The following is a 20,755-nucleotide window of genomic DNA, read 5'->3' as shown; positions in this document are numbered from 1 at the left end:
ATGGGAGTAGAAGTTGTCACACTTTTATTTTTTGGTTTTTTAGCAGCTACCTTGGGAGTTTCTCTTCCAGGGTTGCTTAATATGACGGCTGTCAAGATCGCTAAGGAAGAAGGAGGGCGCAATGCTTTTTCGTATGTCTTAGGAGCTTCGACAGTTATTTTTATACAGACATTTATCGCCATTTTCTTTTCTAAGCTTATTGATTCTAGTCCCAGTATTACTGAGGCTTTACACGAAATTGGTTTAGCTATTTTTGCGATATTGACGATTTACTTCTTCTTTTTCGCAAAGAAAAAAGAGATGAAGAAAAAGAATAACCCTAAGAAGAGTAAGTCACCTTTTGTATACGGACTTTTCTTGGCTTCGATCAATGTTTTCTTAATTCCGTATTATGTTTTTTTAAGTATTACACTGGCTACTTACGATTATCATATCTTTGATCTTGTATGTACTGTATTCTTTTCTTTAGGGGTGGTGATAGGGTCAGCGATGATGTTCTATCTCTATATTTCCTTTTTTAAGAAACCCTCTAGAGAAGATGCTTTCATCTTGCGCAATATTAACTACGTAATTGGGACTATTACAGGTATTATCTGCTTGATCACGATATATAAGTTATTGAAATAATGGGTAAACAAGATAATTTCTTTGAACGTGTTTTTGCTGTTGCAAGACAGATACCAGTAGGTAGAGTGACTACTTACGGAGCTATAGCGAGAGCTATCGGGGCAGCGCGTTCGGCTCGTATGGTAGGTTATGCTATGAATGCATCTCATGATGATGATACAGTACCTGCACATCGCGTAGTCAACAGAAATGGATTATTGACAGGTAAATTTCATTTTGAAGGAACTAATCTGATGCAGCAGTTATTAGAGAATGAAAGTGTGGAGGTAGTAGATAATAAGGTAGTCAATTTTAAAGAACTCCTTTGGGAACCTACCGTGTATGAAGGTGAATAGATAAGCTTATAGATTACTTGTTTTCTCTATTCGTGTATTTTGATCTTGTCGAATATATGTTATTGGTTCATATTTTGAATTAGTTGATTTGTTGCTTATTTTGACAAATAAATGCTTAATATTTTCTTTTAAGTATCTATTATTTACTTTTTATGAGTTTGAGAGGACTCTTTCTTTAATGTTTTTTCACATATTTAGGCTATTGAAGCCTTTTTTTGTGTTCTTTTTTTAAAAAGAGGCTTTCTTTTTTTGCACTCATATTGAGATTGTAATAGGTTAAGTTGCTGATTGTTAGTAGTGTATAATTGTTTGTGTTTTTAACGATTAAAAAGTATACTAGGCTTTAATCCTATATACAGCGCGCTTTAGAGTGAACTTCTTCAAGAGTTCTTCAACATTTCCCCAAGATTGCTCTAGTAGAGGGCTTATTTCTTGAAGAAGTCTTGAAGATATGTTGAGGCAGTGTTGAAGAGGTAAAAAGGATGTAAGATACAAGGAACGAGTTATTGCATTTTATTGTGTATTTTTAGGTGTAAAAAAAAACAGTTATGAAGAGCTTTTTGTTTTTATTGTTATCTTTTTTCTCGGTCGTGACTAGTTGTTACTCTAGTGAAGGTATTACTCCTCTTATCTTAAGAAAGATCTCTTAGGGACTTAGGAATATGTGTCTTCTAAGGTATATGATATAGAAGGGAACATTGTAAGGAAGGGGGGAAGAAGAGAGTCCTAATCACTGTAAGTTGTTGATCATAACTTTTGATGAAGAGAGTATAGAGTATTTTAAGTATAACGGGATAGATAAGGAAGGAAAATGCATAGAAGTGAGTCAAAAAGTAAAGTACGATTTGAGAGATGACTGTATTTATACACTTGATAGTGAAGGAGAGTTAGACTTGGGTGAGATGGTGGTGATTAAAGAATTATCTGCCGATACGTTTTCTTTTTATAGAAGGCTAGCGAATACTATTGTCAATAATGGAATAGCACTTCAAGGCGTAGAGTTAAAACTAAAAAAAGTGAAATAGAAAAGGTTGAAGATTAGATAGAGCACAGACTAAAAGCCTGTGTTAATAATTCGTCATTTGAAATCCGTCATTAATAAACGCCATAGGGGCAATTCCTAACTCCAAATTCCTAAATTAATTTAATACAGTGGGAAGTTAAGACTGAAGACTGTTCTGTCTTCTCGTCTGTGGTACGTTAGGTACCCATTGTGCATCTCTACGATATTCTTAGATAGAGGTAGTCCGATACCAGCACCTTCTTCACGGGTGGTGTAGAAAGGAATAAATATCTTTTCTTTAATCTCAGGGATGATTCCTAGTCCACTGTCTTCTATATCTATGTAGATACGATTGTTCTTTTCGTATAAGTTGATATGGATTTCTTTTACCTCTTGTTTGGCAGTGGCGTGTATGGCATTAGTTAGTAAGTTGATAAATACTTGCTCCATCTGCTTAACGTCCCACTCTAGATTGATCTGAAGATTCAAGTTTGTTTGTACTTTGATACCGTTATTATGGAATAGAGGCATCAGGGTCTCTATACTCATCTGTATGATGCGATTAACAGGGACTGACTGCTTTTTAGGCGAAGTCAGCATGGTTAACTTTCTATAGTTGTCTATGAATTGCTGTAAGTGATTGGTACGGTTAACGATTGTGTTGATACTTACTTTGATATCATCCATATCTTCTTCTGACAACTCTTCCTCTTCTAGTATCTCCTGAGTATTATGAGCAAGTGAGTGAATAGGTGTAAGAGAGTTCATGATCTCATGAGAGATAATCTTCATTAGGTTCTCCCAGGTGTCTTTCTCTTTTTTCTCTAATACTTTCTGAATAGAATCTAATAATACGATGAAGTACTCTTGATTTTGACTTATTGTATTAGAAGTTTGGAGCATAAAGGTTTGTTTCTCTTCATGCTCTATTTTGATATCGATAGACTCTTTAGATTCTTTAAAGTTTAGCTGTTGTAGATGATGTGTCAGTGTAGGGAGTAGTCTTTCTAGGTTTGTCCAAGACTTAATCTTCGGTATGTCGAATAGGGAAGAGAAGTAATCATTGATAAGGAATACTTCCCACTTATCAGTCTTCTTCTCTAGGATTAGAATACCTGTTTCTATATTGTTTAAAATATTTAGATAGACTAGCTCGCGTATTTCGTTTTGTTGTTGTTGTGTTTGTAGTTTATGGTAGAGCTTTTGTAAGTTGTTTAGTGTCTCATTAGGTTGCTCTTTTGTAGTCTTAAGCGAATAGTCATCATACATCATCGCTAGTACGATACGGTCTATGGCTGTGTAATATTTCTTCTGAAAAAAGAAAAGTTCAATGAATAAAGCGACTATCAGTATACATACCAAGACAAAGGAATACACAAGACTCTTAGTGAACAAATACATGCCTAACAATCCTAATAGAAGGATGACTATAATGCGCAAGAAGGCTTTAAAGTGAAATGACTGCATAGGATTAAACTTAGTTTTTGATATTGTACTTTTCTAGTCTTCTGTATAACGCGGCTCTAGATAACCCTAGCTCTTCAGCCGTCTGAGAGATATTGCCATCGTACTTCTCTAGTGCTTTAAGGATAGAGATACGCTCCATATCTTGTAAAGTATTCTCTTCTGTAGAGGTATCATTAATCATAGTTGGTGAAATACCGAAATCATGAAGGTTTAGCTCATCCTCTTCTGTTAGGATTAATGCGCGCTCCACACGGTTTTGCATTTCGCGTATATTCCCTTTCCAATCGTAATACGTTAAGGCTTGCTGAGTAGATTCGCTAATACTCGGCACAGTACGACCATATTTATGTGCATACTCTTCTACAAAGAATTGTAGTAGAGGTAAGATATCTTCTAGGCGATCTCTTAATGGAGGCAACTGTAGTGTTACAGTATTGATACGGTAATACAAGTCTTCTCTGAAGGACTTCTCATTGACCTCTTGCTCTATATTAGCATTCGTAGCTGTGATGATGCGTATGTCTACAGGACGAGCTTTAGACTCACCTAGTCGAATCACACTTTTAGATTGGATGACTTGAAGAAGTTTGGCTTGTAAGTGAAGAGGTACATTGCCGATTTCATCTAAGAATATAGTACCGCCATTTGCAGCTTCGAAGCGACCTTCCGTATCTTGTTTAGCATCTGTAAAAGCTCCTTTAGCATAACCAAATAGCTCACTCTCAAAAAGATTTTCGTTTAAAGAGCCCAAGTCTACATGGATGAATGGTTGCTCTTTTCGAGGAGAATTGTCATGTATATGTTTTGCCAATACATATTTACCTGTACCATTCTCTCCTAATATTAGTGCATTAACATCTGTTTTAGCTACACGACTAGCCATCGTATATACTTTCTGAATGCTAGGAGCCTGACCTATAAATACGTTATCTTCTTTTTGTGGTTTGTCTACTAGCGTTTCTTTTTTACGCAGCTGTTTGACTACTCCTTTTACGGTTTCTATAAGCGCTTCGTTATTCCATGGTTTTAGGATGTAATCTACCGCTCCGAGTTTGATACCTTCTACAGCAGTCTCTACATTACCATAAGAAGTCATCAGTATAATCTGTGTATTCGGTGCAATATTCTTAATCTCTTTAAACCAAAATATCCCTTCTTTACCATCCTCGAAGCCTACGCGATAATTCATGTCTAGGATAATCACATCTACTTCTTGTTGAGAAAGTATTTCTGCTATTTTTTTTGGGTTATTATTCGTCAATATGGTTTCAAAGTGTCTTTTTAGCAACATTTTTGCTGCGATAAGAACTTCAGAATTGTCGTCTAATACAAGAATTGTAGCGTTAGTTTTTCTCATGGTTAAAAGGTTTATTTCAAAAGCGAACGTTTTAGTGTCCGAAACTGAACAGTTTATTTTTTGATCAAATATTAAGTTGTTGATTTGTAATGAGTAATGTGTTCATTAATGATTGGCACATTATTGTTATTATATCTATAAAACAATTAATAATGGATCGTACTATTCCTCGTAAAAATAGAAAAAAAGTTAAGATAATACTTGTTTCAGTTGGTATTATCGCTTTGCTATTGATCAGTTATATCACTTTTTTTCAGCATATCGCTTTAAACGTTTCTAAGAAAGAGATACGTATTCGTCCTGTAGAAGAGAACTTCTTCGAAGAGTATATTTCTTTTCAGTCTCAGGTAGAGCCCTTGCATTCTTTGTTAGTTAATATCACAGAAGGAGGAGCGGTAATGGAGAGATTAGTAGAGAATGGAAGTATGGTAGTCCAGGGACAACCGTTAGTAAGACTGTATAATCCGAGTTCTGAGTTTAATTTTATGTCTCAAGAAGCTTCTCTGATCGATCAAATGAATAATTTGAATGTGAATAAGATGAATATTCGTAATCAAGAGTTAAATTTAACGAAAGATTTGATAAGCATAGAGTACGATTATAAGAATGCAGAGCTACAGTATGATCTAAATAAAAAATTATATGATCAAGAGATATTGTCAGAGAGTGATTGGAACAAAACAAGAGAGGCGCTAACATATCAAAAAAAGCGTAAGGCGCTGATGGAAGAGAGTATCCAAAAAGAGAAACAAAGCAATGCGCTACAAGTAAGGCAAATAGATCAATCGATAGCTGTTATCAATAGAAGCTTAGAGCAGCTAAGAGAGAATAAACAGAATTTCTTATTAAAAGCACCTGTATCGGGGAGGCTGTCATCGTTCGAGGCTATATTAGGAAAGACGTATAACGGTGGAGAGAGTATCGGTAAGATAGATGTGATGGAAGGGTATAAGCTAGTCGCTCAAGTGGATGAGTTCTATCTCGATAAAATAATGCTTAAGCAGAGAGGACAGATCGATATGAAAGGGCAGATCACGAATGTAGAAGTGATCAAAGTGTTGCCAGAGGTGAAGAGTGGAAGATTCGAAGTACACTTAGCTTTCGATACAGAAAAGGAATTAAAACTACAGGAAGGGACGACCTTCGGAGTGAAGTTATTCTTGTCTGGAAAAGAGAAAGCACTCTTATTACCTAAAGGTAATTTCTTTCAAGACACAAAAGGAGAATGGGTATATGTAGTAAAAAACAATAAGGCTACAAGAAGAAATGTAGAGATAGGACGCGAGAATCCTGCTTACTATGAAGTCATATCAGGCTTAGAAGTAGGGGAGGAAGTGATCGTATCAAGTTATAAAGATTATTTAAGAGTAGAACATTTAAACATAGAAGAATAATTATGGTAATAACTATTAATCAAATGTCTCGTGTATTTCAGACAGAAGAAATAGAGACAACAGCTTTAAATCAGGTTTCTTTAAATGTAAAAAAAGGGGAGTTTATCTCTGTTATGGGACCTTCAGGATGTGGAAAGTCAACACTGTTAAATATCATCGGACTATTAGATAATGCCAGTAGTGGAAGCTACCTATTATTAGACAAGGAGATGGTGGGATTAACAGAAGGTCAGCGAGCACAGATTAGAAAAGAAAACATCGGATTTATCTTCCAGAACTTTAATCTAATCGATGAGTTGACCGTGTATGATAATATAGAGCTTCCTCTAATCTATAATAAAGTACCTAGCAGTGAGCGCAAGAAGAGGGTGATGGAGATAGCAGAGCGCTTGAACATAGTACATAGATTAAAACATTATCCACAACAGTTATCAGGTGGACAACAACAACGTGTGGCTGTAGGGCGTGCCTTAGTAACGAACCCTAAGATTATCCTAGCCGATGAGCCTACAGGTAACTTAGATAGTAAGAATGGTAACGAAGTAATGGAATTATTAACAGAACTGCACCAACAAGGAGCTACAATCATCATGGTGACTCACTCGAATCACGATGCTTCGTACTCAGAACGCACGATTTTAATGAAAGATGGAATGATCTTATCAGAGAAAATGAATACTAAAATCGTAGATGTTTTTGCAGAATAAAAACACATAATTATGATACGTTTTTTATTAACACTTGTAGCTGTGCTATTGTCCTTCATCATGTATGGACAAGGTAAGCAAACGGTTACTATAGCAGGGGGAGTACAGAGTATAGAAGTATCTGCTCCATTAACAGTGAATGTAGATGCTAGTAAGGACTCTAATACTGTAGAGATTATAGCAGACTATGATTCTTCTGCAGACTTAGTACAAGTAAGACAGATAGGGACAAAGTTAGTAGTGGATCTAAAGAGTATGAATAATAGGATAAGAAACCTAGGAAAGGTAACAGTGAATATCTCTCAGAAGTCCATACTTACGTATTATGCTAGTACGGTAGGAAGGATAGTAGTATCTGGTAGAGTATCAGGTGATAGTGCTAAGATAGTAGCGGATGCTACTGGGTATGTCAGTGCTAATTTCTCTGTGAATACAATCAGTATTAATGTGGACTCAGCCTCTAAGTATGTAGGTAATGTAACAGCGAAGACAATGAAGGCTAATGTAGACTCGGCAGGTCGTGTGGAAGTGACAGGAGATGTAGAATCACTCGTAGTCAATGTGGATAGTGCAGCTACATTCGCAGGCAAAGGCTTAAAAGCAAAAACGGTAAAAGCTGAGGTGGACTCTATGGGGAAGGCAGAAGTATATCCTACAGAAAGTCTAAATGCTTATGCAGACTCTATGGGTAAAGTGGTGTACTATAATACGCCAAAAGAATTAAAGAAATATACGGATTCTATGGGATCAGTTAAGGCAGGAAATTAGTGTTATGCTAAAGAATTGGTTTAAAATATATATTAAAAATATCAGCAACTCTAGATTGTTCTTTTTGTGGAATATCATAGGGCTAGCTATTGGTATGGCGTCTGTTATCCTTGCGGTGACTTACTATAAGAGTGAGTATAGCTATAATAGATGGATACCTAAGGTAGGTAATATGTATGAAGTAAACCTAGAGATGGGAAAACAATCCAATTCTATCTATATCCCTGCAGGGGTGGGGCCTTATTTATTAGAGAATCAATTAGCTGAAGACTACTGTTACTACGCATTAGAGTATTTAGATTTCTATGGAGAGAGTAAAACAGAACAAGGAGTTGTAAGTAAGATATTAAATACACAGGAGACGTTCTTTCACTTTTTTCCTTTTGAATTTAAGTACGGTGATAAAGAACAATTGTTCGTTGATGACTATTCTATAGCGATATCTTCTAATCTAGCCACTCGATTTTTTGGAGACACAAATCCCGTGGGTGACACACTGTCGTTAGCACATCAGAAGTATGTGATAAGAGGGGTGTATGAATTAAATCAACGTGCTACGATAATGCCTAATGTAGTACTTGCTTCTATAGACTTTGATGAAATGGAAGAGTATGAGTTATGGCAAGAGAATGTAGGTGGACTCGTGTTTAAAAAAGCAGAAGGAGTAGACCAAGTTAAGTTATTAAAAGAGCTAGAAGAGGTTTACTATAATAAGAAAAAGAAGAATAAATACTTCGATGATAAGGGAGATGAGATTACTTCTAAGTTAGTTCCTTTAGCAGAAGCTCGATTTGAATCTAAGCAGAGTACTCTATTAGAAGGGAATACAAAGAGAGAAACAATAGGGTTAATCAGTGGGTGTTCGTTCTTAATCTTTTTACTGACTGTAGTGAACTATATCAGTCTGAATCAGTCTAATGTCTTAAGTAGAGCAAAGGAGCTGTCTCTAAGAAGGATAATAGGAGCTTCAAAAGGACAGTTGGTATTACAACTACTTTTTGAGACGGTACTGAATGTCTTAGTTGCGTTAAGTATTTCTTTGGTTTTAGTAGAATTGAGCTTACCTATTTACAACAGTTTCTTACATCAACACTTAGTGTTCTCTTGGGAAGCTATGGGGATTGTGATTTTACTGATAGGTGGAGGAATTATTTGTCTAGGAGGTTTGCTACCTGCTTTATACGGTAGTATTATCGCTAGACAACACACTAAGGGAGGACAAGTACAGCTTCACTTAAGTATCTCTAAGTGGAGAATGGCATTCGTGGGAATACAGTTGGTGATTGCTTTCTTTTTCTTAATCGCTGGATGGCTAGTGTATAATCAGGTGGATTATATGCAAAGCAAAGAATTAGGATTTAAAGGAGAACAGGTATATCAAGTCAAGCTATATACACAACAGATCAGACGTAAGATGTATAGATCATCTAAAGTCATAGAGCAAATAGCGGATATAAAAGGGGTGAAAGGTGTAGGGCTGTCTACGATCTCTTTTAAAGGAAATAGTATGAATACGAATCATACTGCTTATTATCAACAACAGAAAATAACGGACTTCATCATGGATGGCGTGGATGAAGGGTATATACAGATGATGGGATTCAATATGCTGGCGCTTCAGGAGGATATAGATGAAGATCTCCCAACCGTATATGTCAATGAGAAATTTGTTACTCAACTAGGTAAACAACCTAGTGATGTAGTAGGAGAGGTCATAGCGTATGACAGTAATACATTTATCATAAAAGGGGTAATAGGGGACTTTAACCGAGACGGATTTGAAGAGAGTATAAAGCCAATGCTTCTGTTTCACTGGAGAGATATAGAGTTTTTGCCTTATGGTATAGAGTCTCTATCTGTGCAGATAGATCCAGAGATAAAGGAAGAAACTCTAGAACGTCTACAAGCGTTCTGGATAGTGAATGTCGATTATGAGTATCCGTTTGAGGTGATGGCTGTGAAGAAACAGTTTGCTCAGACTTATCAGAAAACACTATCACAGCGCAATATGTTTATGCTGTGGAATGGAGCAGTAGTGTTGATCGCTCTGTTTGGACTCTATGCGGTGATGTCCTTTGCAATTGAACAACAATTAAAGGAAATCGTGATCAGAAAAGTATTAGGGGCTAGTGAGAAAGAACTCTATCTGAAGTTACTAAAACCTTTTATATATGCTCTAGGGATTACTTATGTATTAGTGCTATACCCTACATATTGGTTGATGAGTAAATGGTTAGATAGGTTTATAGATCATACAGATATTGCGGTTTATCCATTTGTACTTTCTTTAGTGCTACTCTCTGTTTTAGTTTTTGTGGTTTTAGCAAGTAAGCTGTATAAGGCTGTTAAAATCAATATTATTAATTATATCAAATACGAATAAAAATGTTAAAGAACTGGTTGAAAATATATTGGTACAATACGATGAAGCACAAGATGTATTTCTTGTTGACAGTCATAGGATTGACACTAGGTATTGCGTCAGTTGTATTAGCATCATTATACTATCTAGAAGAGTCTAGTTATGATCAATGGAATCCGAATAAGGATGAGGTGTATCTCGTAGAGACTGTAGCTCCGAATTTCTCTATGACAGATCAGTTCCGTCCTATGGGAAGGTATCTAAAGGATAATTATAAGGAACTAGATGATTATATGTACTTTGGATATAATGGTTCTTTAAATTTTATTTATAATGAGAAGACAATAGATGTAAAGGATACATATGCTGTACAAGATAACTACTTTGAGTTTTTTCCATTCGAGTTTGTATATGGCAATGCTGAAAAAGCGTTAGTTAACCCTAATGATGTAGCGATAGATATTAAGATCTCTGAAGCACTATTTGGGGAAGGAGTAAACCCAATAGGTAAGACAATAGAAGCTATTAATCCAGAATATGATAGTCAGGGTAACACTAGTTTTATAATCTCTGGTGTATACAAAATAGGAGACCTACGCAGTTCTTTTGCTCCTCATGCAGTTATGAATAATTTGCCTGTAAAGCCTAGTGATAGTGATGACTGGACGAAGGAATTTGGATTAATTCTATGTGTGAAGACTAAACAGCCTAATAGAATTAAAAAGGCTATAATGGAGCTTAGAGATAAATATGTTGCTATTCCTAATGCAAAGAAGGATGGTCTAACATTAGAGCAATATAAAGAAGAAGAGCCTTTTAAATACTATACAGGAGATATTGTATTAAATAAGCTTGCAGATTCTCGTATGCTACCGAATAAAAGGTTATTATTCCCAGCAGGTAGCGCAAATGTGCAAATGCTAAACATTAGTATCTTCTTATCTATGACGATACTCTTACTTTCTATTTTTAATTATGTCAATCTATCATTAACGCAAGTAGTGAGTAGAGGAAAAGAAATAGGAATGAGAAGAGTAGCTGGTGGAGGTAAGAGAAGTTTTTATCAGCAGAGTATTTTTGAAACTGCTATTGTGGTTATTCTTTCTTTAGTATTAGCTATTTGTATTATTGAGCTCATTCTGCCTTATATCAATGTCTATTTAGAGACGAATATCACATTTTCATTTATCAATGATTTAGCTGTTCTTATCGTTATTGCCACTTTAGTGATTCTGATATGCGGTGGCATTCCTGCTTTTTTTGTTTCAAGATTTGAGACTGTCAAATTATTAAAAGGAAATGTAATAGGGACTAAAGGAGGTAAGTGGCTTAGTAATGGATTTTTAGTTCTTCAATTTACTATAGCTTGCTTCTTTATTATTGGTTCTATCATAGTCAATGAACAAGTAAGTTATATGCTCAATAAAAGTCTTGGGTTTAAAGGAGATCAAGTTATTAATATAGAGTTTCTTAATCATAATAGTTATACAGGGAAACGTGCGACTAAATATGCAAGCTTTAAAGCCGAACTAGAGAAAATAACAGGAATAGAGTCGGTGTCTACTAGTAATGTAAGTTTTGTAGGTAATCGAGGAGGTGTATTTGGTACTTATCACAACAACGGGAAAGAAAATGTGATGATTAATAATGCTATGATAGACTATGATTTCTTCGATGTATTAGAGATTAAGCTAAAAGAAGGTAGGATGTTATCTGCTCAATTATCTTCTGATAGTTTAGATAATGTGGTGGTGAATGAGACTTTTGTTCATACGATGAATTTGGCTAAGCCTCTTGATACTTCTATAGAACTGCTAGGCAAGAAGAAAACAATAGTGGGAGTAATTCAAGACTTTAATGTTGAAGGGCTTGAAGAGAAAATATTGCCATTTGTATATTCTTATATGCCAGAGACTAAGCATAGCTATGGGATGTATTCTGTCATATATATAAAGATTGTTCCAGAATATTTTAGTAAGACTATTGTTGATATCGAGAAGCTGTGGAAGAAGTACAATATAGAAGATAGGGATGTGTTTCAATACAAATTTGTAGATAAGCAGTTTGCAGAGACTTTCCATAAAGTACAGATGGAGAAGAGAATATTTAATATTCTAAGTATTGTAGTTGTATTCATTGCTTTATTTGGACTGTTTGCTGTATCGTCTTTTACAATAGGAACAAAGCTAAGAGAAGTAGCTATCCGCAAGGTACTTGGCGCTGAGACTTTCGGACTGTTAAGACAGTTGTCATTTCAGTATGTAATTTATTGCTTGGTTGGATTTGGTATAGCAGTATTCCCTAGTTATTATTTTTTAAATAAGTGGTTGGAGAATTATGCGTATCGCATAGAGATAGGATGGAGTGTGTACGTGTATAGTTTGTTGTTGATTTTAGGATTGACATTGTTGATTGTTATCAGTCGTGCTTATAAAGCGACTAGAGTAGATGTATTAAAGTATATCAAATACGAATAGAGATGCTAAAGAACTGGTTGAAGATTTATTGGTACAATACGATGAAGCACAAGATGTACTTCTTGTTGACAGTGGTAGGATTGGCGATTGGTATTGCGTCAATTACATTGGCATCATTGTATTATCTGGAAGAGAAGAGCTATAATCAATGGAATCCGAATAAGGATGAGGTCTATGTAATTGAGAATTTAGGTAAACGAATGATGTATAGTTCACAACCTTTGACTTTAGGAAGGTATATTCACGATAATTCAGGCGCTGTAGAATCTTATATGTATTATGGATATTATAGATCAGTGACTGTCAATCGCAATGGAAAGTCTTTTGAAGTAAAGAAAGCACTTGATTCACAGAATACCTTTTTTTCATTCTTTCCCTATGATTTTGTCTATGGTAATGCACAGACAGCATTAGTTAATTTGAATGATGTAGCATTAGAAGTGACTTTGGCTGAACGTATATTTGGTCAAGGGGTTAACCCTATTGGACAGGAGATTTTATTCGATGATCAGAACTATATTGTAGCAGGTGTATACGAAATTGGAAAGAAGAGAAGTTCGTTAATGCCTGAATTAGTGACTCATTCGTTAACGCAAGAAGCAATGACTAACAATGATTGGGGATCAGCCAGTACTCCAATGCTTGTTAAAACAAAAGATACTCATAGAGTAAGTGAAATCATCGAAAGTGTGATAGATGACAATCTCTATGCAGGTGCAGCCAAAGATAAAGGAATGAGTTTAGATGAGTATAAGAAAACCGTAATTGGTGATATGCTTACCAGACCTACGTTTTACTCTTTGAAAGATATACATATGATGAATGGCAAATACTTCTTTTCAGAGGCGAGCGCAAATTTGAATTTGCTGTATATAACAATTGGTTTATCTGTTGCTTTACTACTACTCTCGATTTTTAATTATATCAATTTGAGTTTAACCCAAATGATGGAAAGAGGCAAAGAAATAGGAGTACGTAAAGTATTAGGGGCAAAGCGAATGGATATTTATTTACAATGCATTTTTGAGTCGTCCTTAATGGTTCTCACAAGTTTTGTATTGGCTATTTGCGTTATGGAATTACTGTTGCCTTATATCAATATATTCTTGAATGTAAATATTAGTATCTCTTTTATACAGCATATATTTATTATAGTAGCTATTCTGATAGTGGTTATCGTGCTTTGCGGATTTGTCCCTGCTATGTATATCTCAAGACATAAAGCAATCAGTGTGCTGAAGGGGCGTATTGCTAATGATGCAAAGGGTAGCTTAATGCGTAACAGCTTATTAGTTTTGCAGTTTGTTATCGCTTGTTTTTTTATTATAGGCTCTATAATTATTAATAAACAAGTTAATTATATGCTCAACAAAGATCTCGGGTTCAAAGGGGATCAAATTATTTCAGTTCCTTTCTTATCAGAGACAAAATACGATAGCATTCGCTTTGATAAGTACAATAATTTTAAAACGGAAGTACAGAATGTAACTGGTGTAATTAATGTAACAGCTTCTTCAATGGTTTTTGGTCCATTAGGTGGTAGAAACGTGTTTTCTTTTTTTGAAAAAGGAGAGGACAAATTATTGGTTAGTCGCATTGTTTTAGATTATGATTATCTTGATGTTATGCAGATTAAACTTAAAGAGGGAAGAATGCTCTCAGAACAATTTGCATCAGACAGTATCAATAATGTTTTAGTCAATGAGGCATTTATCGAAATGTTTAATATCAAAGAACCTATTAATTCAGAAATAGTCAGTAATAAAAAGAAATACACAGTAGTAGGAGTTATACAAAACTTTAATTTAAGTGGTGTAGAGAATGGGATTAACCCTCAAGTATTTGCACATCACGCAACTTTTCAGGGTGCTAAGGGACTGTTTGAAGAGGTGTCAATCAAAGTAGAACCAGAGCGAATAGAACAAGTATTGAAGGACATAGAGAAACTATGGCTAAAGTACAATAATGAGAGTAAGATTCCTTTCGATTATGAGTTTGTAGACAAGCAGTTTGCCAAGACTTTTGACCGGGTATTATTAGAACGAAAGATGTTTGGTGTATTGAGCAATATTGTTGTATTCATTGCTTTATTTGGATTGTTTGCTGTATCGTCTTTTACAATAGGAACAAAGCTAAGAGAAGTAGCTATCCGCAAGGTACTTGGCGCTGAGACTTTCGGACTGTTAAGACAGTTGTCATTTCAGTATGTAATCTATTGCTTAGTTGGGTTCGGTATAGCAGTGTTTCCTAGTTATTACTTTTTAAATAAGTGGTTGGAGAATTATGCGTATCGCATAGAGATAGGATGGAGTGTATATGTGTATAGTTTGTTGTTGATTTTAGGATTGACATTGTTGATTGTTATCAGTCGTGCTTATAAAGCGACTAGGGTAGATGTATTAAAGTATATTAAATACGAATAGAGATGTTAAAGAACTGGTTAAAGATTTATTGGTACAATACGATGAAACACAAGATGTATTTCTTGTTGACATTAGTAGGGTTGGCGATAGGGATATCAGCTGTGATAATTTCGTATTTATATTATACTGAAGAAATGTCTTACGATACTTGGCACAAGGATAGTGATCGTGTATTTATGGTAGAGACTAAGTTTAGTGAAGAGGAGAGTTGGCCATCATTATCTTATCCTTATGGAGAGGTTTTAAAGGATATTTCTGACCGTGTAGAAACGTATACTTATTTAGATGCTCATTACCAGGGAGGTGTAGTATTAGTTAATGGAGAGTCTAAAGCTTTTGAAAAAGCTAGTTTTGGTCAATCAGCGTTTTTTGAGGTATTTCCTTTTGAGATTGTACAAGGAAATAAAATAAAACCTTTTGATGGGCGTGATCAAGTATTTATCAAGGATACTTATGTGAAGTATTTATTTAAGGATGAAGAACCTGTAGGGCAAGTAATCCTTTTGTGGGGAAAGACATTTACAGTGAAAGGAGTGTATAAGGAAGCAGAAACATTGAGTTCTATAAATCCTAATATGGTATTTAATGTTTTGGATGAACGAGTAGAAAATGCTATAGGAAGTAACGGTTGGGGAAATTATAGTTCAGCGCTTTGGATTAAATTAAAAAGTCCAGAGTCAAAAGAGTTGATAGAGAAACAATTATTAAGTATATACGACGAAAAAGTGATTGCTCCTGTAGCAAAAAGTAAAGGACTCACGATAGAGGAACTAAAAAAAGAAAAAGATTATGTATTGACATTTTATTTACATGATTTAAAAGGACAACGGTTAATTAATTCGAATCAAAAAAACGCTTTACCAGAAGGAATAGCGAATAGAAATAGAATTTATATTGCTATAGGTCTTTCAAGTCTTATCATGTTATTGTCAGTATTTAATTATATCAATATTACTACAGTACAAGTAATGAATAGGGGTAAAGAGTTAGGTGTACGCAAAGTATTAGGAGCTAATAAAGCAAGTACAATGCTGCAAAACTATTTTGAATCAGGAGTAACAGTACTTATATCTATTATCATTTCTTTAGTTATAGTCGAATATGCTCTTCCTAGTCTGAGAGTGTTTTTTAAAGCTAAATTGTTGTTTAATGTTTTGGAATTTGTGCCTCAGGTTTTATTGTTTTTAATAACTGTGATTTTTTTAGTGGGAACAGTGCCTGCGTTCTATATTTCTAGTTTTAAAACAATAGAAGTTTTAAAAGGAAATATAAAAAGAAGTAAGAAAGGAGTTTGGTTTAAGAATACATTACTAACAGTTCAGTTTATCGTTGCTTGTTTTTTTATCATCGGTTCTTTGATTGTCAATCAGCAAGTGAATTATATGCTTAATAAGGATTTAGGTTATAATGCAAATCAGATAGTAGGAGTACCATATAATCTTAAAAGAGATCTTGTAGAGAATACTCTACCTATCTATAAAAGACTAAAGGCAGATATTCTTAAAATAAAAGGTGTTGAGGGAGCAAGTGCGTGGTCATTGGCAATAGGCGGAAAAAATTATTCATCTGTAGGATATTCTTACCAAGGCAAACAAATACAGGCAGGTGTAGCAGCTATGGATGATGATTTTTTAAAACTATTTGATATTAAATTAAAAGAAGGAAGAGCACTATCTCAAGATTTTGCTTCTGATAGTATAAAAAATGTATTGCTAAATGAAAAGGCAATAGCAATGATGGGTATTACTGACAATGCTTTAGGAAAAGAGTTTGAATGGAATGAAGAGAAAGTCACTATTGTTGGGGTTGTAAAGGATTTTAATTTGTTTGGATTGCATGAGGATTATCGCCCAATGATATTTATGTCATTAGATTTTGAACAAGGATGGGGAAGTAATATGAATGAGATGTCTATTAAGATAAACACAGAGAATGTTAAAGAGACGATGGAAGCTATAGAACAGATTTGGAAAAAACATAATATCTCTGATTCTCCTTTTACTTATGAGTTCGTAGATAAGCGTTTTGCACAGAGTTTTGAACGTTCTCTACAAGAGCGCAAAGTATTTTTAGTTTTGAATTTATTGGTTGTTTTTATTGCTCTTTTTGGATTGTATAGTTTGGCATCATTTACGATTAACTCTAGGTTAAAAGAAGTTGCTATACGCAAAGTACTAGGTGCGAGACCTGAAGATCTGATACAGAAGCTAACAGGACAGTACATTGTGTTTTGTTTAATAGGCTTTGGAATAGCTATATTCCCGAGTTATTACTTCTTGAATAAATGGTTGAGTGATTATGCTTTTAGAATAGAGATGAGTGTATGGCCATTTATATTTTGTTTTGTTATCATTATGATATTGACATTACTAATTGTTATCAGTCGAGCTTATAAAGCGACTAGGGTAGATGTATTAAAATATATTAAATACGAGTAGTATGATAAAGAACTGGTTAAAAGTATATTGGTCTAATGTGTTGAAGAATAAAATTTATTTTATTCTGACATTAGTAAGTTTAGGGGTGGGGTTTGCTTCTGTTATACTGTCTTTTATACATTATAGAGAAGAGGTTTCTTATGATCAAGATAACCCGAATAAGGACAATATCTTCACAGTAGAGTCTATTCTGAATGCAGATACAAGCTGGATGAAGTTGCCTTATCCCTTTGGCTCTAAGCTAAAAGAAGAGTCTTCTCATATCGTTGATTATACGTATATGGACAATTATTATGGGGAAGGAAAAATAGCTATAGGAGGAGTGAAAAGAGAGGTAGAGAAGGTAGGTTTTGTAAAGTCTAACTTTTTTAGCTTTTTTCCATCAGAGATTATAAAAGGAGATAGAAGTAATCCATTTAATGGGCCTAATACTGCAGTGATTGCAGAGGAGTATGCAAAGCAATTGTTTGGAGATGAAGATCCAATAGGTAAAACTGTAGTTTGTTATAAAGAAAACTATGTCATTAGTGCTATTTATAAGTTAAAAGAGAGAAGAAGTTCTGTGATGGCTAACATTCTAGTTAATGCAGTAGATCAGTATGAAAAAGAGGGGATAGAACAATGGGGTAACTATAATTCAACTATTTGGTTAAAGTTAGATGATGCTAAGTATACAGCTGAAGTGGAAGGACTTATAAAAGATATTTTGATTAGGTATGTATATGCGTCATTGGCTCAGGATAAAGGTATGAGTTTAGAGGAGTACATGGTAGAAGAAGAAGGAGTGACCTTGGACGAATTTAGAGCACTAAAGGACAAAGGGTATAAATTACATGTTTTATCAGAACAAAGAATGCAGAAGAGATCTGAATTAAGTGGTACACCTGAAGGGGCAACTAATGTTGGGAGATTAAATATAATTATCGGACTTTCTCTGCTGATATTGATATTATCAGTGTTTAACTATATCAACTTAAGTACTGCTCAGGCAATCAGTCGTACACGAGAAGTAGGAATTAGAAAGACATTAGGTGCGACCAAGAAGAACCTTATTTTTCAAGGGTTATTTGAAGCTTTCATCACATCAGCATTAGCCTGTATCATAGCCTTTGTTTTGATTGAGTTTGTGATGCCTTGGTTAAGGGTTTTTCTCAATTCACAGATGGAAATAGATACATTCTATATATTACCTTGGTTAGTATTTTTCATTTTGATCATTGTTTTATTAGTGGGTATTATTCCTGCTTTATTTACTGCGAGTTTTAAAACGTTAGACGTTTTAAAAGGAGAGGTAAATAAGAGTAAGAAAGGTAAGACATTAAAGAACGTTATGTTAGTCGTGCAGTTTACGGTGGCTTGTTTTTTTATGGTGGGTAGTTATATCGTATATGAGCAGGTGACATATATGATGAATAAGGATCTAGGATTTAAGGGAGATCAAGTTGTCATTATTCCTTATTTATATAAAGGGCCTCATGGAGAGAAGCTGAATGTTTATCACTCTCTTAAAGAAGAGATAATGACACTAAATGGTGTTGAAGATATTTCGATTGCTTCTATTGGTATCGGTAGTGATTTCGGTAGTTCATCTAGTTTTTTGTATAAGGGCAATAGGGTACAAGGGATCAATGTAGGAATGGATTATAACTATTTAGATGTATTAGATATTAAAATGAAAGAGGGTAGAAGCTTATCATCTGAATTTTCCACTGATTCTATCTCTAATATATTGATTAGTGAACGTACTGCTTATGAAATGAAAGAAGAGAATCCTGTAGGAAAAACTATAGAGTGGAACGATAGAAAATTAACTATAGTGGGAGTCGTTAAAGATTTTAATCTATATAATTTGAAAGCTAGTTATGCTCCTCTTGTTTTCTTTAATTTAAAAACCATTTCATGGGTGGGATTAAATAGCAGACAGATCACAGTCAAAGTTAAAGGAGATAATGTTGAAAAAACTATGAATGAAATAGCAAAGATATGGGAGAGAAGAGATGTTTCAGAAGAGCCTTTTAGTTATGAGTTTTTGGATAAAAAGTATGCAAAGACATTTAATAATGTAAAGAAAGAGAGAGACGTTTTTCTAACGCTTAACGCAATTGTTGTGTTTATCGCCTTATTTGGACTGTATAGCTTGGCTTCTTTTAATATTAATAACCGCTTAAAGGAAGTAGCTATTCGCAAGGTATTGGGGGCTAGTTCATCTAGCTTATTAAAACAACTTTCAGTACAGTATGTAGTGATGTGTCTGGTAGGTTTTGGTATTGCTATATTCCCTAGTTATTATTTCTTAAACAAATGGTTGAGTGATTATGCTTTTAGAATTGATATTAGTGTAGAACCATTTATCATTTGCTTGATTGTGATACTCATACTAACAGGGGGTGTTGTATTCTTAAAGGCGTGGTCAGCGACGAAGATCAATGTACTGAAATATATAAAATATGAATAACCATAAAACAAATTTAAATATGAAAAAAATAGTCATGTTCTTCTTATTAGTAGGAGGAAGTGTGTTCGCACAATCAAAAGAAACACGTCAAGTAAGTGATTTTAAATCTGTAAAAGCTTCTCAAGGAATAGAAGTGAACTTTACTTATGGAGGAGCTAAGAGTGTAGTGGTGGAAGTAGAGAAGTCTGAGAATATGAAAGATGTCAAAACGGAAACGACAATTACTGGAGGGTTAGATATCTTCATTGATCAAAAGACTAATAAAAAATGGAAGAATGGTATCAATATAAGAGATTTTGGAAAAGTAGTGGTGACTATAAATAATCCTAGCTTAGAGGAAGTTAGGCTGTCTTCTTCTGCTAAGTTTAACTTGTTAAACAAAGCTGTGGCTAAATCATTTGATGTAAAAACTAGTAGTTCAGCAAGGTTTAGAGGAGAGTTAGTACAAGCAGATAACTTATCTATAGAGGCAAGTTCTTCTTCTAAAATAGAAGGTAGCTTTGAGGTGACAAAGAAATCATCTGCAAGTGTTAGTTCTTCAGCAAGTGTAGATATTTCATTAAAGACTAAAACTGGAGACTTTGGAGCTAGTAGTTCTGCTAGGTTGAGTTTATCTGGAAACGCTGATTCTGTGAACGCTTCTGCTTCTAGTAGTGGTTCTATTAAAGGATCTAGCTTCACAACTAAAACGTTAGAAGGTAAAGCTAGCTCATCAGGTTCTATGGTGTTTAATGTAACTGAGGAGGTATCTGGTAGAGCGAGTTCTTCAGGACGTGTTCAATATACAGGAGGAGCTAAGATAGTTAGTTCAAATACTTCGTCTTCAGGACAAGTGAAAAATATAGATTAATTCTTATAGCTTCTAGAATAGTGATAGGTATGTTTATAATGACTATCTATCACTTATCTTAGTATATATGCATTGAGTAGTGTAATTCTTCA

The 20,755-nt window shown here is 34.6% G+C and carries 14 protein-coding genes; 12 read left to right on the top strand and 2 right to left on the bottom strand.

What is annotated here, in order from left to right:
* The 3 genes from AABL85_RS08295 (at position 1) to AABL85_RS08285 (ending at position 1,987) form a co-directional block, all read left to right on the top strand.
* Positions 1-627, top strand: a complete 627-nt coding sequence (locus AABL85_RS08295) for an amino acid permease (RefSeq protein WP_341309776.1) — start codon at positions 1-3, stop codon at positions 625-627.
* Positions 627-962, top strand: coding sequence for an MGMT family protein (locus AABL85_RS08290; protein ID WP_341309775.1), 336 nt, complete (start codon positions 627-629; stop codon positions 960-962). Before AABL85_RS08295 ends, AABL85_RS08290 begins: the two co-directional genes overlap by 1 nt.
* 740 nt (positions 963-1,702) lie before the next feature.
* Positions 1,703-1,987: a hypothetical protein gene (locus AABL85_RS08285; RefSeq protein WP_341309774.1), complete on the top strand. Its 285-nt coding sequence runs from the start codon at positions 1,703-1,705 to the stop codon at positions 1,985-1,987.
* A 119-nt stretch (positions 1,988-2,106) separates the two neighbouring features.
* On the opposite strand, the gene AABL85_RS08280 is transcribed toward AABL85_RS08285, so the two are convergent.
* Complete coding sequence (locus tag AABL85_RS08280; protein WP_341309773.1) at positions 2,107-3,432, bottom strand: sensor histidine kinase; 1,326 nt, start codon at positions 3,430-3,432, stop codon at positions 2,107-2,109.
* 10 nt (positions 3,433-3,442) lie between these two features.
* Complete coding sequence (locus AABL85_RS08275) at positions 3,443-4,789, bottom strand: sigma-54 dependent transcriptional regulator (RefSeq protein WP_341309772.1); 1,347 nt, start codon at positions 4,787-4,789, stop codon at positions 3,443-3,445.
* Between the two features lie 152 nt (positions 4,790-4,941).
* On the opposite strand from AABL85_RS08275, the gene AABL85_RS08270 reads away from it, so the two are divergent.
* The 9 genes from AABL85_RS08270 to AABL85_RS08230 are packed head-to-tail and all read left to right on the top strand — an operon-like array spanning position 4,942 to position 20,663.
* Positions 4,942-6,183, top strand: a complete 1,242-nt coding sequence (locus AABL85_RS08270; RefSeq protein ID WP_286414114.1) for an efflux RND transporter periplasmic adaptor subunit — start codon at positions 4,942-4,944, stop codon at positions 6,181-6,183.
* Positions 6,184-6,206: 23 nt separating this feature from the next.
* Positions 6,207-6,890, top strand: coding sequence for an ABC transporter ATP-binding protein (locus AABL85_RS08265; RefSeq protein ID WP_006259800.1), 684 nt, complete (start codon positions 6,207-6,209; stop codon positions 6,888-6,890).
* A 12-nt stretch (positions 6,891-6,902) separates the two neighbouring features.
* Positions 6,903-7,658, top strand: coding sequence for a GIN domain-containing protein (locus AABL85_RS08260; RefSeq protein WP_341309771.1), 756 nt, complete (start codon positions 6,903-6,905; stop codon positions 7,656-7,658).
* Between the two features lie 4 nt (positions 7,659-7,662).
* Positions 7,663-10,041 (top strand): ABC transporter permease, encoded by a 2,379-nt coding sequence (locus AABL85_RS08255; protein ID WP_341309770.1) that lies wholly within the window; start codon positions 7,663-7,665, stop codon positions 10,039-10,041.
* 2 nt (positions 10,042-10,043) lie between these two features.
* Positions 10,044-12,497 (top strand): ABC transporter permease, encoded by a 2,454-nt coding sequence (locus AABL85_RS08250; RefSeq protein WP_341309769.1) that lies wholly within the window; start codon positions 10,044-10,046, stop codon positions 12,495-12,497.
* Positions 12,498-12,499: 2 nt separating this feature from the next.
* Complete coding sequence (locus tag AABL85_RS08245) at positions 12,500-14,920, top strand: ABC transporter permease (RefSeq protein WP_341309768.1); 2,421 nt, start codon at positions 12,500-12,502, stop codon at positions 14,918-14,920.
* Positions 14,921-14,922: 2 nt separating this feature from the next.
* Positions 14,923-17,358 (top strand): ABC transporter permease, encoded by a 2,436-nt coding sequence (locus AABL85_RS08240; RefSeq protein WP_341309767.1) that lies wholly within the window; start codon positions 14,923-14,925, stop codon positions 17,356-17,358.
* A gap of 1 nt (position 17,359) precedes the next feature.
* Complete coding sequence (locus AABL85_RS08235) at positions 17,360-19,813, top strand: ABC transporter permease (protein ID WP_341309766.1); 2,454 nt, start codon at positions 17,360-17,362, stop codon at positions 19,811-19,813.
* Positions 19,814-19,832: 19 nt separating this feature from the next.
* Positions 19,833-20,663, top strand: coding sequence for a GIN domain-containing protein (locus tag AABL85_RS08230; RefSeq protein WP_058699169.1), 831 nt, complete (start codon positions 19,833-19,835; stop codon positions 20,661-20,663).
* The last annotated feature ends 92 nt before the right edge of the window (positions 20,664-20,755 follow it).

It is taken from the genome of Myroides odoratimimus (assembly GCF_038039805.1).
In the GTDB taxonomy this organism is placed as follows: Bacteria; Bacteroidota; Bacteroidia; order Flavobacteriales; family Flavobacteriaceae; genus Flavobacterium; species Flavobacterium odoratimimum_B.
The sequence above is the reverse complement of the archived record's forward strand: the minus strand, read 5'-3'. Positions and strand labels throughout refer to the sequence as shown.